The 16,532-nt window shown below is 62.1% G+C and carries 9 protein-coding genes and 1 pseudogene; 4 read left to right on the forward strand and 6 right to left on the reverse strand.

Translation table 11 applies throughout. The annotated features are described in order from the left end of the window. Positions 1–24 precede the first annotated feature (24 nt). Positions 25–486, forward strand: a complete 462-nt coding sequence (locus tag AC07VF_RS12030; protein WP_495009493.1) for a GNAT family N-acetyltransferase — start codon at positions 25–27, stop codon at positions 484–486. Here AC07VF_RS12030 and AC07VF_RS12035 read toward each other — a convergent pair. The 4 genes and pseudogenes from AC07VF_RS12035 to AC07VF_RS12050 all read right to left on the reverse strand — a co-directional run bounded on the left by AC07VF_RS12035 (position 487) and on the right by AC07VF_RS12050 (position 7,006). Continuing rightward, a pseudogene (locus AC07VF_RS12035) lies at positions 487–1,728 on the reverse strand (DUF1835 domain-containing protein). Positions 1,729–1,997: 269 nt separating this feature from the next. After that, on the reverse strand, positions 1,998–3,749 hold the full coding sequence (locus AC07VF_RS12040; RefSeq protein WP_495009492.1) for a right-handed parallel beta-helix repeat-containing protein: 1,752 nt from the start codon (positions 3,747–3,749) through the stop codon (positions 1,998–2,000). Between the two features lie 230 nt (positions 3,750–3,979). After that, positions 3,980–6,166, reverse strand: coding sequence for a M48 family metallopeptidase (locus tag AC07VF_RS12045; protein ID WP_495009491.1), 2,187 nt, complete (start codon positions 6,164–6,166; stop codon positions 3,980–3,982). Between the two features lie 138 nt (positions 6,167–6,304). After that, the gene (locus AC07VF_RS12050; protein ID WP_192173482.1) at positions 6,305–7,006 is read right to left on the reverse strand and encodes a DUF3053 domain-containing protein; all 702 of its coding nucleotides are present in this window, start codon (positions 7,004–7,006) and stop codon (positions 6,305–6,307) included. A 350-nt stretch (positions 7,007–7,356) separates the two neighbouring features. Here AC07VF_RS12050 and AC07VF_RS12055 point away from each other — a divergent pair, with 350 nt between their 5' ends. Together AC07VF_RS12055 and AC07VF_RS12060 are read left to right on the forward strand one after the other, a co-directional pair. Further along, positions 7,357–9,054, forward strand: a complete 1,698-nt coding sequence (locus AC07VF_RS12055; RefSeq protein ID WP_495009490.1) for an Hsp70 family protein — start codon at positions 7,357–7,359, stop codon at positions 9,052–9,054. Between the two features lie 3 nt (positions 9,055–9,057). Then, positions 9,058–10,656, forward strand: a complete 1,599-nt coding sequence (locus AC07VF_RS12060; RefSeq protein WP_495009489.1) for a J domain-containing protein — start codon at positions 9,058–9,060, stop codon at positions 10,654–10,656. Positions 10,657–10,741: 85 nt separating this feature from the next. Here AC07VF_RS12060 and AC07VF_RS12065 read toward each other — a convergent pair whose 3' ends face one another. Then, the gene (locus AC07VF_RS12065; protein ID WP_495009488.1) at positions 10,742–11,686 is read right to left on the reverse strand and encodes a DNA/RNA non-specific endonuclease; all 945 of its coding nucleotides are present in this window, start codon (positions 11,684–11,686) and stop codon (positions 10,742–10,744) included. Positions 11,687–12,409: 723 nt separating this feature from the next. Between AC07VF_RS12065 and AC07VF_RS12070 the strand changes: the two genes are divergently transcribed. After that, complete coding sequence (locus AC07VF_RS12070) at positions 12,410–14,839, forward strand: DUF3772 domain-containing protein (protein WP_495009487.1); 2,430 nt, start codon at positions 12,410–12,412, stop codon at positions 14,837–14,839. A gap of 74 nt (positions 14,840–14,913) precedes the next feature. On the opposite strand, the gene AC07VF_RS12075 is transcribed toward AC07VF_RS12070, so the two are convergent. Continuing rightward, positions 14,914–16,272 (reverse strand): MFS transporter, encoded by a 1,359-nt coding sequence (locus AC07VF_RS12075; protein ID WP_346625794.1) that lies wholly within the window; start codon positions 16,270–16,272, stop codon positions 14,914–14,916. Positions 16,273–16,532 lie beyond the last annotated feature (260 nt).

Here is a 16,532-nt window from a genome sequence, read left to right on the forward strand (position 1 = left end):
CAGTTTTGCCAGGAGCACTGCCCCATGAACTGCTCGATCCGCAAGGCAACGGACAAGGACGCCACCGCGATCAGCCGCGTCATCGTGGCCGCCCTTCGCGAGTCCAATCGCCAGGACTATTCCGCCGCCGTCATTGCGCAGGTGGAACTGAGTTTTTCCCCGTCGGCGATCCTGCGCTTGCTGGCGCAGCGGCAGGTGTACGTGGCGACCCACGGCGAAGAAATCATTGCCACGGCGAGCCTCGATCAGGCCACCGTCCGCAGCGTATTCGTCGCCCCCGCCTGCCAAGGCCGAGGCGCCGGTCGCGCGTTGATGGCGGTGGTTGAATCAGCCGCCGCCATCAACGGCGTCAGTCAGTTGCGCGTGCCCTCTTCCATCACGGCCGAGGGCTTCTACCGGTCGCTTGGCTACTCAACCATTCGCGATGAATACCATGGCGAGGAGCGGACGATCATCATGGAGAAGTTGCTGGCGTTTCCGGCGTAGTCAGCGACGCCACACCCGCCCTTCTGCACTGACCACCCAGGGCGAGCGATCGGCAACAATCCGCACACCGCCGACCCAACGCTCTGCCGGATCAAGATCAAGCCCGTTCAAGTCCCCGCGCACTACCCGCTCACCCTGCGCCGTCAGCCGGACTAGGCGCTTGGGCCACTCGCTGCCCGGTTGTTCGTGCAGCAGCGGTTGCGGTGCATCGATGAGAGGTCTCAGCAGCGCATGGAACATCATGTCGCCCAGATACGGCAGCGGCTCATAATTAACCATCAAGTGACCGAACACTTTGCCCGCTGCCATCTCGCCTTTCTCCGCGAGAATGCGCAGGATCAATCGCTGGGTCAGGCTCAAGCCATCCTCGGCGCCGGGCAGCTCTTGCAGTTGCCTCGCCAAGGCGGGGCCGAGCAGCGGCAGCGCCGAATGGTGTTGCACCGCGAGCTCAGCCCAGCGACTTGGATCGGGGGCGGTGTAGGCGGCCCATACCTGCCGGGCCAGTGCCAGGGCGTCCTCACCGATGGCGCGCCGCTGGGGCCAGAGCCAGGCGAGTACGTCCGGGTCGAGTTGCCCGATGCCGATGAATCGCTCGACGCCGGGCACCCGATTGATCTCGATCAGCTCCAGCCTGCGCGGCACGCTGGGTAGACTCGCCAGCAGTCGAACCAGAAACAGTTGATCGTACGCATCGCCCTCTCACCACAGCACCAGTTCACTGTCGGCATTCAGGCGTGCCAACGCGTCACGCTGCATCGCCTGGCGCTGCTCGGCGTCACGGGGTGACAGCCCAAACGCCTGCTCGGCAAACGCGGCACGCACCGCCCAATACTCATCGTCGGGCAGCGCGGGCACCGGGCCCATGACCATGGGGTCGTCGAACATATGGAACGACCCTGCAAAGCCGGCAACCCGCAGGCTACGCTCGATGTCGTTGCCGCAGCGCCAGTGCTGGACCTGTGCTTCACCCGTCGCCGCGAAGTCCGGATGACGGGCGGCAAACGCGACGGCGTCGGCATGGGCGATCAATTTGGGCCAACTGGCGAACCCCGCCTCGCGGGCCACCAGCCATTGGGTGTCGGCGAGCCGATAGTCCGGGCCCGACAGGCCCATCGCGCGCAGTTGCGTTCGGGCGTCGTCCGCTTCGTTGTTTTTCAGGGCTTTGAGAAGACGTTTTGCGTGCTTGCGCAGCGCAGGTAGATCGAGCAGACCGTGTTGACGGGACGCATTAGTGGCAGGCATGCCAACTCCTTACAGGGCTCGGTCCGCCGACAAGCCGGGAGCTGGAATGAATGATCGGGGAAACGCTTGCCTTGGGAAACCCCTTCGCGCGGACCGCAGGCGCAGCAGACGCCCGGAGGCCGACTTTAGCGGGAAGGTCATGAGGATGCAAAGGTTGGTGCGGGAATTGGGTGCGGGAATCGGCTGGCATCACGCCGTGAGTATTGCCTCACGGCGCGTGCCAGTCTCAGATCATCACGGCATGTTGCCGACGTGGACCTGAAGCTGCGTTAAACCACCCCAATCTCCGGATGATCCTGAGCCACGCCTACCAGCGCCACCGACACGGCATCCGCTGTGGTTGAGGCGCTGGCCAGCGACGCCGGAGCGTCGGCAAATATCATCGCTTTTGAAGGGAGACCGGCTTTGAAATCACCGTCCAGCACCAGTTCGAACCGATGCCCTTGCACGTCGGCGTCCAGGTCCTTCAGGTAAACCCGGGTGTGCTCGGCGTTGGTGGTGAATTTCAAGGTGCCGTCATGGCCGTCGCCAAATCCGGTAAAGCCGAGGCCCGAGACATCGATGGTGTCGTGAGCGGCATCGAAGTCGCCGATGCGGTCGGCATGGCTGGCGGTCGCCGTCCTGTAGCTGTCGGACACCGAGGCAAAGCGGAACAGGTCCGAACCTGCGCCGCCGAACAGCACGTCGGCATCGGCGCCGCCGATCAGGGTGTCGTTGCCGCTGCCGCCGAGCAATCGGTCATGGCCGGCGCCGCCCCACAGCAGGTCCGCGCCCGACCCACCGTTCAATGTGTCTGCCCCGTCCCTGCCATTGATGGAGTCGGCCTTGGCCGTGCCATCGAGGGAATCGCTGGCACTGCCGCCGTCGATGGCATTCAGCACGGGGTTGGTCCCGACGTGGTCACCCGCGCCTTGCAGCGATACCAAACCCTGCTGCAGATGAGCGAAGGTGTTGCCATAAACCGAATTGCTGCCTGACTGGCCGCTCTCCTCCGCCACGCCGAAAGTGCTTTTGTCGCCGCCCGTGATGATGTTGTCGGCGAAGGTGTTGTGGTCAGACGGATGAACCTTCCCGGAGACGCCGCCGCGATCGTCGAACGGCTGGATCAGCACTTCAGGAATGCCGGCTTTCTGCGCGTTCTCGTGGATCAGATTGCCGCGGACTTCGACGTCCGTGCTGCCATAGACACGCACGCCGGACGTGCCGTTGTGGTGAATATCCACGCCACTGATGTCAACGCCATTAGACAGCTTCACCAGCACGCCTTCAGCCGCGTTGCCGTAGACCTCGCCACCCTCGATGGTGATGTGATACGGCGAGGGAATGTTTTCGCTGCCGCGCTGGACGACGATACCGCCGCCGCCATTGTCGTGGGAGACGTTGCTCAGCAGCGCCAGGTCGTGGGTGGTCGTGACGATGTTGAAACCGTGACGGTCATTGTCGTAGGCCAGGTTATTGCGAAACGTGCTGTCGATCAGGTAGTCGGCGACGAACCCGTCAAGGCCGTTGCCGTGGGACACGCTGTTTTCGATGAGCATGTTCGCCGTGCGTTCGTGGGGGTCGAAGCCGTAGCCCGAGCAATCGCGAATCTCCACGCCCGACAGCGTGACATTGGAGTCCTGACCCGGCTGGCCCGGCAGAAAGCCGTTGTACCAGCCATCGACCTTGCCACTGGTGGCATCCCGGTTGCCGTCGAGGGTGAGGTTGCTGACGCCGAAATCGTGGGTCGCCTCGCCGCTCGCCGAGCGGATGATGCCGGTGACCGTCTGATCGGTGCCGTCTGCCAGCTTGAGCACCGTGGCGCCCATGCCGTCGCCCTTGATGAACACGTTGCTTTTGAGCATCAGCGCGCCGTCGGCGGGCTTTCCGCCCGGGGTCAGGGTCCAGGTGCCGGCAGGAATGTAAACGTCGCCGCCGCCGGCTTTCGCTGCCGCATCGATGGCGGCTTGAATGGCCGCGGTGTCAGAGGTATGTCCATCGCCAACAGCGCCGAAATCCCGGACATTGAATTGCAGTGTCATAACGTGCTCCGTTTTGAATGAAGAGACGGGGGCAGTATGGGCATGCTGTGTGAAAGGCGGGTCATCTGACGGGACAGGTGACGAGCGGTGGGGTCGCGTGCGTTTCGTAGGACCGGCTTTAGCAGGGAAGGCGCCAGGTGATTCACCGCGCCATGTGCAGTGGTCACACCGGCGTCTTCCCGGCTGAAGCCGGTCCTACCGGGGATCGCGGTACCCGGGAAGTCCGCCATTCACCCGGCCTTCAATTCTCTATCCTGCTCAAACCGCTGCTGCAGCAAATGCCGCGCCGCACCGGCGTCGATGTAGCTCGCGATCAGTTCAGCCAGTTCAGGAGCCTTGAGTTTTTTGTTATCGCGACAGAACTGAATGAGCGGCAGCATCAGCCATCGTTTCTTCTTGTTGAGCACGACATCGGGCGCGAAAAACGAGCGTGAGGTCAGCTCGGGCAACGGCGCGTCGTCTTCAAGCTGAACAGTCAGGATGACGCCGTTGCCGAACTGAAGGTTGAAATCGGCGATATCGCGAGTAGCCAGCGGCTGCTTGAGGTTGGCGAATACCAGGTGATCCGGTGTCAGCAGCAGCGCGGTCTTGTACGCACGCCTGAAAAGGCGCAACCCAAAGGGCAGCATGCAAATCATGATGAACAGAGCGATGCCGCCACCGACAAAAAACGGCTCTGGATCACGTCGTGCCACGCCTGGAAACAGCAGCGGTGCAAGCAGCAGGATCAATCCCCCCACCGCCAGCAGGCCACTGAACCCGAGCAGGATCTGACCCCGCAAGCGCGCCCCTTCGTGCAGTGCAACGTCGCCGGTTACGTTGTCGGCGTGGGTGCGCAACATCTCCACGATCGCAGCGTCCTGCTGAACATGATGGCTCAGATAATCGTCCGTCAGGCGGCTGCGCAACACCTCGGGCCGCGCGAAGTAGCGATCCATCGCCGCACAGGCTTGCGGTGCATCCAGGGGCCGCGTGCCCGTGCGCACGGCATCGTCGATGGACACCTTGAGAGACGCCACGCGCTCGCCGTTCGAAGGATGGGTGTCTGACGGGTGGGGCAGCTGCGTGGCCATTTCATCTTCAGGGAGGGTCAGCGGCAGCGCAGCCATCTCATGCAGAAGTGCCGTGGGCAGATCCTGAACGGCGCTCTGCTCGGGGGTGACATGAGTGGCTTGGGCGATATGAGTGGCCAGGCGGTCTTGAAGCAGCGGATCGATGGCGGAAATACGCACCAGGGCCGACGCGGCCGCCAGATTGCCCGCCAGCTGCGCACCGGCGGCATCGGCTTCCAGCTCGCGCACACGGCTCCAGTGCATCACCGCGTGGTCGAAGCTTTCCATGAAGTAGGCACCCAGCATGAACGCCGGGTGCAGGGTCGCCCGTTGCAGCCATTCGCTGTCGACCAGGGTCTGCCCGATCACCACCAGGCTGCGCTCGATGCCATGGTAAATCGGCACGAAGCGCATGCTGAACTCGGTGTCCGCGCCGGCAAAATGCCCCAGCTCGTGGCCGATGACGGCAGTAGTCTCGGATTCATCGAGAATGCCCAGATACACCAGCGGCACATGCAGGGTGCGGCCCTTCAAGGTGATGTTGGCCGGCGCCAGGGCGATGTCGCCGGAGGTGACGTAAAAGCCGGCAGCCATGCCCAACACGATGTGATCCGGCGGCAGTGCGCCCAGTTTTCGGGACAGCTCGTTGACGTAAGCCCAAAGCACCGGCGCCTGTTCGGCGGTGACGGCCTCTCCCATCACATCCATCGGCGTGGGCTGGAACATGTTGAGCATGACGCGCAACTGCGTGCCCATTTGCCAAATCGAATACAGGCAACCCGCGACAACTACCATGGCAGCGAACATGAATTTCATTTCGCCGGCGGAGAGTCGCCCGGCGTGCCAGAGATTCAGCGCCTCGAAGGCGACGATGGCGGCGATGGCAGCCCCCATGACCACCACATGCCCTACCAGAACGAAGGGCAGCAGTTTGGTCACACGGGTAAAGCCATGCAGCAGTTGTTCCCGCGAATGCATGGCGCGCCGGCCCGCCCAGTTAAGGCCCAGCAAGCCAAGCCCGCCCACCAGGGCAGCCAGCAATCCCAGCGCGATGACCCCTGTTGCGAGCCAGACCATGACGTTGCTCAGCGGCAGCAGAGTGTCCAGTTCGTCCTGCAACCCGGCGACGCGGGCCAACGCCTCGTTGACTTCCATTTTCTCGCCGTCGCCGACGTCGACCATTACTGGGCGCGAACCGCCTTTGGCGGCAATGGCTTGCAGCTCCGGACGCGCTTCATTGAGGTCAGCCTGATAGCCCGCGTAGACCTGGCGGTCCTCGGTGCTGCGTTGCAGCTCCCAGACCCCAAACAGATTCAGCGCCAGCGGGAATAAAACCAGTACAGCGATGAGCTTCAGCTTTTTCATGGGGCGACCCTTTTCACAGCGCCGCCGAGTGCCATCCCTGGCGCGCGCCTGCTTCCCTGGACAAAGGGTCTGATGCCCTTTGCGTGCTTTACACAACCAAGGGATAACTCACCCTCGGTGCCGTTATCAGGTCCGGATTCAGCGACCCAGCAACACGGCCTGCATGCGTGTCTGCGCTTCCTGAACCACCTTGGCCTTGGCATTCAGGTCCTGCAGCAGCGTGTTCAATTCAGCCTGGACCTTGGGGTCCGTCACTTGAATCACCGAGCCATTGATCTGGATCTGCGCCTTGTGAGCGTCGACGTAGTCCGCCACTTTGAGGCCCGATTCGAAGGTGCCATTGACTTGCGGCATGACGGTCAGGAGCGTGTTGGCCGGGACGGTCACCGTGCGATCGTAGGCGCTGTCATACACGGTTTTCAGATCGTCCGGCTGCTTGAGCTGGGCATGGGCGGCGTCAGCTTTCGCCAACTGTTGCTTGAGCTGTGCGACCAGATCGTTCACGCCGGTTTGCACCGTCTTGAGATCATCGCGGCGCTCAATCACGTCGCCCAATGAATGGAACGCGCCTTTCTGCACGAAGCCGTTGAGGGGTTTCATGCTGGCGTCCATACCACTGTTGAAGTCAGTGATCACGGCGTAGTGCTGGGTGTAATCGCCGAAGGACTTCGATTCTTCCGGTGTCAGTTTGGGCACGTGGACGCCCGGCTTGTCGATGATGCGGGTTTGCAGGAACTGCTTGAACGCGGCGCGCTGGTCAGGCTCGCTGCTGCCGCAGGCGGTCAGGAGCAGCGGCAGTGCGAGGGCGAGTAACCAGTGGCGGCTGAATGAGACGGTCATTGTCGGGGAATCTCCAGGGAGTGAAAAAAGCCGTTGGCAGAGAAATCTTGCTTCGGGGCGGTACAGCGTTCGGGTTCAGACGGCAGTTTGTCGATGCCGATGAACCGTCTGTAAGCGTGATGCTAGATAGCTTACGCAAAAATAAATTCCCTTTGGATCCTATTATTTTGTAATTTTGCGAAATGTTACGCAGTCGGCGCAGTGCGTCCACATGAGCACTTGAACCCTGCACGCCGATCATTCTCAAATCCGCGCACACCCGCCCCAGGCTCAAGGAAGACAACATTCATGACACCCAACGCGTTTATCGCAGCCCCAGGCTCCCCAAGCCTGCACACAGGAACTCACCCATGATCGTCGGTATTGACCTCGGCACCACCAACAGCCTGGTCGCGGTCTGGAAAGACGATGCCAGCGTGCTGGTGCCGAACGCGCTGGGCGAGCTGCTCACCCCCTCCGTGGTCGGGCTGGACGATGAGGGCCGGATTCTGGTCGGGCAAGCCGCCCGCGAACGCCTGCACACCCACCCTTCCCTGACCACTGCGTTGTTCAAACGGCACATGGGCAGCGCCCACCAGACCGCCCTCGGCAATCATATATTCCGTCCTGAAGAGCTTTCAGCGCTGGTGCTCAGAAGCCTCAAGGAAGACGTCGAGCGCGCCTATGGCGAGACGGTCGTTGAGGCGGTCATCAGCGTGCCCGCCTATTTCAGCGATGCTCAACGCAAAGCCACGCGCATCGCGGGAGAGCTGGCCGGCCTGAAGGTCGACAAGCTGATCAACGAGCCCACCGCCGCCGCGCTGGCGTTCGGCTTGCCGCAACACGGCAAGGAATGTTCTTTTCTGGTGTTCGATCTGGGTGGCGGGACGTTTGACGTGTCGATCCTCGAGCTGTTTGAGGGCGTGATGGAAGTCCGCGCCAGTGCGGGGGACAACTTCCTCGGTGGCGAAGATTTTGACCGGCTGCTGGCCGAGGCCTTCGTTCGCGCCCAGGCCGACCAGACAGGCTTTCCCGCCCCCGAATCCATCGCCCACGCGCTGCATCGCGAAGCCCAACGCCTGCGCATTGCCTTGGGCCAGGTCCGCAGCGACGCGTTCGTGCTGCGGGTGGACGGCCAGCAGTGGGAGCAAACCTTCACTCAAGAGGACATGGCCGCGCTGTATGCGCCGTTGCTCGAACGGCTGCGTAACCCGGTCGAACGGGCCATGCGCGACGCCAGGCTGCAGATCGGCGATCTCGACGAAATCCTGTTGGTCGGCGGCACCACGCGTATGCCACTGGTGCGCAAACTGGCGGCGGGCATGTTCGGGCGCTTCCCTTCTATCCAGCTCAACCCCGACGAAGCCGTGGCCCACGGTGCCGCGATACAGGCGGCGCTGAAATCCCGGGATGCGGCCCTGAAAGAAGTCGTGCTGACGGACGTCTGTTCCTACACCCTGGGTATCGAGGTCGCAGAACGGGTCGGCCAGCACCGTGAGTATGGGCACTATCTGCCGATCATTGAGCGCAACACCACCGTACCCGTCAGCCGGGTGAAGACCGTTTACTCCGCCGACGCAGGGCAAACCGGCGTGACGGTGAGCATCTTCCAGGGCGAAAGTCGTCTCGTGCGCGACAACATTCCTCTGGGCGAACTGGAGATTCCCCTTCCGCCGCACAACAAGGGCAACGTCGATCTTGACGTCCGCTTCACCTACGACAACAACGGCATTCTCGAATGTCAGGTCACGATTCCCGGCACTGGCGATGCGTTCGCACTGGTGATCGAAAACAACCCCGGCGTGCTCAGCCCTGAGGAAGTTGCCCAGCGCCTGCAAGCGCTCGCTGCGCTCAAGGTGCATCCGCGCGATCAGCAGATCAATACGCTGTTGATCGCGCGCCTGGAGCATCTCTATCAAGAGAGCCTGGGCGAGCGCCGCGAACTGATCGGTGACTGGGCAAGCGCGTTTCAGCGCGCCCTCGACAGTCAGGACGAGCGCCTCATCCGACAGACGCGCACGGAGCTGAACGAGCGGCTCAAACAGCTCGAACATGGCGGGTGGCAATGACCCATGGACACGACGTTCGATTGCTGGAAGATTCTCGATCTCCCTGCCCGCTCCGACGAGCGCAGTGTTAAACGCCAATACGCCAAGCTGCTGAAAATTACCCGTCCGGACGAAAACCCGGCCGCGTTCCAGCAACTGCGTGAGGCCTACGAGCGCGCGTTGCAACTGGCGCGCGACGGCGACGATGGCGTTGGCAGCGACGCTTCGTTTGTACAGGTTTCGGCAGCGCCTCTGGTGCAAAGGCCTGCGCCGGTCACCCGGCCAGTGGTGCGTTCCGCTCAGGAGCAGGCCGCCGAACTGCTCGCAACGTTCGACGATGCTGCCGTTGATCAGTGGTGGAATGAGGCGATCGCACGGGGCATCGAATCGACCGTCGAGACCCTGCTGTTCATGCGGTGCGTACAGGCGCCGGACGCGCACCCGAACCTGTTGCATTGGGGCCTTGAAACCCGCCAGTGGCTGACGCCGTGGCAGCAGATTCGCCCGCGGGACGCCGATCATCAGCGGCTCGGCCATCTGCTCTCCATGGGGTTGTACCGCAGGCTGGAGCAATACATGGCGGCCGGCGAAGAAACACGCTTCATCGGGTGCCTTGAGCACCACAGTCGACAAGGCTGGCTGGGCGATTTAGCGCGTCGCCAGACGCTTCACGTGCAGGTGCTCGATCTGTTTCTCGAACATAAGCACTGGTCCCCCGCTTTGTTTCAAAGGATCCGGCAACTGTTCGCCTGGGACAGCGAGTCAGCCGTTGTCCCCATCGTTGATGAGCAATGGCACGCGCTGCTCTGGCGCTGCGAAGAGAAGAAATGGGTGGACGAATTGCGTGCGCTGGTGCGCCAGGGCGAGGAGCATCCCAACCCACGCGCCAATGCTGCTGCGCTGTTCCTGACGGGTTCGTCTGCGGAACGCCTGCAGGCACGCGTCGCGACATTCACCGAGGCTGACTGGCAGGCTTGCGAACAATTATCCGAGGACTTCACGAAGCGGTTTCCCGACTGGGCACGGAGGTTCCCGGACCATAATCCGTGGTTCTGGAAAGCACTGGTGGGGCCGGAAAGTCCGCCCCACGTCACGCAGCGGGCGGGCATTGTTCTGACCATGACTCTCGCGCTGAATGGGATACTCGACGTCCCCGCCCCTCTCCTGCTCTTGGTGGTCATATCGCCGCTCATCTTGATGACAGGGCTGCTACTCACGTACATGGGCAAGAAGCTGTATGAGCACTGGGTCAGATTCTCGGAGTACTTCTACGATGAGGATCAACGCTTCAGCGCATGGTGCGCACGCCATACACTGACGCGGAATCGGCGTTATCTGGTGATCCGCAACGGCGTACCGGTGATGGCCCTGGCCTTTGTGCTCTGGAAATGGCTGGGACTTCTCGGGGTGGCCACCTACGTCATCACGGGCCTGATCGGCAGGCTGCAACCCAAAAGTGCAGTGCCAGTGGATCGCCAATACCGCTGGCGCAAGCCGCTGCAGGCGATCTACCGGATCGCCGGGCTCAGCCGTCTGCAGTGGCTGTTCTGCATCGTCATGGTGAGTGTGATTGCGTATGTGCAAATAGACATGCCCGGCACTCAGCTGACGCGAGGCACCTGAGACCGGGCCGCTTTCAGGAGAAGTCGCACGCAAGGGCATGGCCGTAGAAAAAGAGGCCCCCTGGCAGCGGTATCGCAGGACAACGCTACAGCCGAATATCCTCCGGCCGCTGAATCGGCGCTTCGATTCGGGTGCCAGTGATCTGCTCTTCATTGGAAAATCCGTCATACCGCGCCAGCTCGCCAAAACGGATGCCGGTAAGCGCCTCAATCTGAGTGACGCTGCGGCGATACGTCCTCAGTGCGCCAAACATCAGTTCCAGCTTGCCCAGCTCGCGGGTCTGGTCGATCACGTACGCGCTGGCCGAAGGTTTGCCGTCATCACCAAGGAACGCGACGACTTTCCAGAAGGCTCGGGGGATTTGCACGCCCCGGTACAGCGGGTCGTCACTGCGCAGGACCGGCCCGGTAAACACCGTGGCCCGCTCTTTCCAGCGGCGGGTGTTGTCCAGGATGAAGTCTTCGAGCTCCAGCCAGGTTTTCTGATTGAAGGCGGACATCTGCGGCGAGCAGTTGGTGAAGTGGAAGGTGTCCTGATTGGCGGTCTGCGCTTCGGCGCCCCAGTTGGGGTCCTGCCGGCGAACCAGATGGCCGCGATCAAGCAGGTTGTCGCGGTACAGATCGTCGCCAATCTGCGCCTCGACCGGCAGGCGACCGTCGTAGGCCCAGGGGTCCTGGCTCCGTACGATCTCGACGCTGCTGCCACCCTCGATGTTCACGCCCACATACAGCGCAATGCGCCGACTCCGGGACATGCTGATGGAGAAGTGGGTGTAATCCAGACGATTGCCCGGATTGCCCACCGGGAACACGTCGTCCGGCGTTGATGTCGTCGGCCAGGGCACGACGAATTCCCCGAGAAAATCGCCGCTGTAGCCTGACCGACCTTCCAGTTGCGACGCCGGCGTGACCCGTCCTTGGGGGGTTGATCGCAGCGCGGTGGCATGGGATGACGGATCGGCTGTGATGGGCTGAAGATCAGCGAGACGGGGGCGGTGGGCGAGATCCACCTGAGCGTTATGTGTGGGCATCCTGCTACCTCTTGATTGACGGGGGTCCGTCGGACGGGCCCTGTTTAACACCGAACACGATCATGTGCCGCCAAGTGTGAATATCACATGACCTGAAGGGGGTATCGGCCAACTGTGGTTCACAGCACGAATTGATGTTGACCGAGAGGGCCCCTTCCCGGCTGAAGCCGGTCCTACAAAAGCATCGTATGCGTGCAGTGGGATTGGCGGTGACCTTGACCGTGGGACGGCTTTAGTCGGGAAGCCTTTGATCTGATCTAAATGCGCTTTTGATCTTGATCTTCATACACGGCGAGTGCAGACGACACCAGTCGCGACTTGGGTGCAGGCTGAACGCAGGTCTCGTGGAGTGGGCCGAGCCGCATGGATGCGGCGAGAGCGCCGTCAGGACATGGATGTCCGTTCGGCGCGGGCCCACGGAGCGGGACCGAAGTGAAGGAACCCCGACGCAGGAGGGGCCCAATCAGGAGCACAAGCCCTTGGTTACTTGGGGCTTTATTAAGTAACTCGCCGAAGGCGAAACAGTCTGCCCCCAGGCAGACGCTCTTGATCTTCCATCAGCCGCACCACTGCCGGCAATGGACAGCGAGCGTGAGTCGTCACGACCCAATCCTTGCTATCATCCGCCCCCGCGCGCACGAATGATCGAGAGCCCCGCCTCCGTTCGATACATGCGCCAAACGATCAGCTCGCAAAACCGGTTAACGCCCCAAAGGAACCCGAATGCAACACGTCACGTTGAACCGTTTCTACGCTGGGGTGCTCGCGCTGTTGCTGTGCGTCACCCTGCCCGCTTTCGCACAGGCCGCGGCGGCGCAGGTCGCGCCACAAACCGCACCGCAGGCCGCGAGCCAACCTGATGCAACGCCGGAAGTCGAGGCGCCAAGCCTGGATGACCTGAGCGAACAGCTCGACCAGATCCGGCAGAAAGTCACCGTCAGCGCCAACGATGACCTGCTGTCGAGCCTGCGCCAGGCCGCATTACAGGTGCAGAAGCAAGCCGATGATCTGATCGCCAAACAGGCGGTCGACATCGAGCACCTGAACGATCAGCTGAACATTCTCGGCCCGGTGCAACCGGACGAAGCGCCCACCCTGACCAGCCAGCGCAAGGCATTGACTGCCCAGAAAAACGCGCTGGTCAGCGACGAACGCCAGACCAATACCTTGAGTCAGTCGGCACGGGACCTGGCCACGCAGATCTTCAGCCTGCGCCGCAGCCTGTTCGACTCGCAAATCAGCACGCGCACGGCAAGCCCTCTCAGCTCGGCGTTCTGGTCGACCCTGATTCGCCCGACCGATGACGACCTCAGGCGCATGAACGGCCTGCTGGACGACGTCCGCAGCGTGTTCACCAGCGCACTGGCCCCCGGCAACCGGATGCTGTTTGCCAGCGTGGTGATCGGCGCGCTGCTGATCTGGGTGGTGGTGCGCCGCCTGCTGGAGAGCCTGCTGATCCGCCTGATGGTCCGCTGGCTGCCCGAGGGCCGTCTGCGCCGCAGCGCCCTGGCCCTGGCCGTCGGTCTTTCGACCGTGCTCACCATCACCACTGCCACTTCCCTGCTGCGCTGGGGCATCACCAGCAATGCAGTGCTGAGCAACGACGTGGTCAATCTCCTCGACCAACTGCAGACGCTGATCACCTTCTGCGCCTTCATCGTCGGCCTGGGCCGCGCGCTGTTGATGCTGCCGCACCCCTCGTGGCGCCTGCCGAAGATTCCTGACGAGATTGCCACGGCCATGGGCCGCTTTCCGCCTGTGTTGGCCCTGGCCCTGATGGTCATCGGCACCCAGGAGCGGATCAACAGCGTCATCGCCAGCAGCCTGGCGCTGACCGTCGCGGTCAACGGCCTGACGGCGCTGGCGGTTTCCCTGGTGTTTTTCTTCGGCCTGGTGCGCTACCGTCGCACCCGCCGCCGCTTTGCAATCGAGCGTCCGGGCGGCCTCGCCGGGCTGATCCCCTTCGTCGTCGCCGTGTGGGTCGGATTGAGTTTGCTGGCGTTGCTGAGCGGGTACCTGACGCTGGCCTACTTCCTTGCGGTCAAGCTGCTGTGGATGAGCGTGGTCGCGTCAACCGCCTACCTGCTGGTGGCGTTCTTCGGCGACGTCTGCGAAACCCTCCTGTCGCCCAAGCAACCGGGCGGCATGGCACTGGGTTCGGCACTCGGCCTGTCCCCGCGCCATCAGGCCCAGGCGAGCACCATTCTGGCGGGCGTAGGCCGCAGCTTGCTGTTGCTGGCCGCCGTGCTGCTGGCCTTTCTGCCCTCGGGTTCAAGCCCGGGCGAGTTGCTCGAAAGCTTCACCCAGATGGAAGTCACCAACAAATCCCTGGGCAACCTGAACATCGTTCCAAGCGACATTCTCATGGCACTGGGTTGCCTGGTACTCGGCATGCTGGGCGTGCGCGTGCTGAAAGAATGGTTCGGCGAACGGCTGCTGCCGGAAACCAACATGGACGCCGGCATGCAGGCGTCCCTGGTGACCCTGATCGGCTACATCGGGTTTGTGCTGGTGATTGCGGTGGTGATGTCCACCCTGCACATCAGCCTGACCAACCTGACCTGGGTAGTGAGCGCCCTGTCGGTGGGGATCGGTTTTGGTTTGCAGGCCATCGTGCAGAACTTCATCTCGGGCTTGATTCTGCTGACCGAGCGGCCAGTCAAGGTCGGGGACTGGGTGAGCCTGGCGGGGGTCGAGGGCGATATTCGCCGGATCAACGTGCGTGCCACTGAAATCCAGATGTCCGACCGCTCCACGGTGATCGTGCCGAACTCGCAGTTCATTACTCAGAACGTGCGCAACGTGACCATGGGCAACGCGCTGGGCGTGGTCGGGATTTCCCTGACGCTGCCGCTGGAAACGGATGTCCTGCAGATCCGCGAACTGCTGTTGCAGGCGTTTACCGAGCACGAAGCCGTCCTCGATACGCCAGCGCCCTCGGTCACCTTCAAAGACTTGACCAACACGGGCCTGATCATCAGCGCCAGCGGTTACGTCAACAGCCCGCGCTCGGTGGGCAGTGCTCGAAGCGACCTGTTGTTTACCGTGCTGGGCCGCCTTCGGGAAATGGGCATCGCGTTGTCCGCACCGCAGAGCATGGTGTTGATCAACGACGGGCTGAGCAAGGAGCAACCGCCGGCAGTCGCTGATTGATCACCCCGCCCCATTAAGACACGCGGCGCGGCAGTCGACCCTTTCATGACTGTCACGCCGCGCGAGCACCGGAATCAGCTTACGTCTTTGTTCGGGTCTTCGGCATGGGCCCAACGGTAATCCATACGCGGCGCAAACACTTTGATCCGGCGTTTGATCTTGATCAGGATCGGGTCATGCACGGGCTCCGGATCTTTCAGGAAGGCGGTCAGCACGGCGCTCAGTGCGTAAAGGCCGCAGAATGCCCAGACCACCCCTTCAACGCCGTAGCTTTCATTGAAAATCGCGACCACCGCCGGGCCCACCCATGTGGACGCCCCTGCCCCCAGGCTTAGCACCGACAGCGCGGCGGCTTTGTTATTCGGCGCCAACGCGGGTGCGAGTGCCGACAGCGGGACGAAACACGCCAGGGTCAGGCCGTAAAAGGCACCGAAGATCGAAGCGATCAGGAAATCGTGGGGAAACGCCTGGGGCATAAAAAAGAACAACGGCGTGCTGATCGTGCTGCCCACCGCGCCGAACCACAGGATCGTGTTGCGATAGCCGATCTTGGTGCTGATCACGCTTGAGCTCAGATTACCGATGATGTTGAACACGAAGACGATGGTCAGCAGGCGTAGCCACTCTTCCAGGGTGAAGCCGACGGTGTGCATGAAGAACCCGGGCATGACCACCAGAAAACCGAACATCGACGAGGTGTTGATCACCCGGACGAGGGCGGCCAGCGAGACTTTCGGACGCGTCCACATGATGGTGATGTTCTTCGCCATCGACACCATCGGCCGCTCACCCTCGGGCGCCAGTCGACGCATGCCGTGGGCTTCACGCATCCCGATCAGACCAATCGCGCCGCCGATGACCACCAGAGCAAAGGACAACCAGAAGGTCTGCAATGCGCCGATCAGCGGGATGGCGGCGCTCGCCACCAGAGAACCCAGCATCGGCAGGCCCGCAGCGTAAGCCACCCAGAACCAGCCCACGGCCATGCCCATTTTGCGGGACGGCGTTGACGCTGCGATCCACACCAGGAAGCCGTAAGCGAACAATGGATAACCGAAGCCGCGCAGGCCGTAGGTCAGGAGAATCATCGAGTAGCTCAGTTCCTGCAATCCGTAGATCAGGAAGAGCACTTCAAACACGCTCCAGATGACCAATCCCAGGAACATCACCCGTTTCGGGCCCCAGATATTGGAGAGCGCGCCGGCGAGCCAGGAGGAAATCCCGACCGTTACACCGTAGAGGGTGAAGATCATGGCGATTTCGTCGCCAGGCATGCCGCGTTCACTGAGGAAGGGCGAGAGGTATCCGAGTTCTACGCCATCGCCGATCATGAAGATCAACAGACCGACAAAGCCCCAGAACATGGGATAGGGAATTCCGACTTTTTCGCAGAATCGTGAGAGTGGAGTGTTCGGAGTGGATTGATCGCTCAATTTTCCGTTCCTTTTTTGATGCACGGCGTTTGGTCGCGCCGAATGAATGGCCTCGATGAGGTTGAAAGGCAGATGGGTGGCACAGATTTCCGCTTCGGGCAGCGAGCAAACTGGCTTGATGGGTAGCGCGCGGGGGTCAGACGTGACAGCAGCTATCGTCGACCCATTAATCTATGTTTTTTCTAGATTTTCGAGCCCGAAGCCCGTTTTTTATGCCAGATGAATCGATTAAGCACAACCGAGCCGGGCTGCCTTGGGTG

Source organism: Pseudomonas sp. GW821-FHT02H06, from assembly GCF_059421525.1.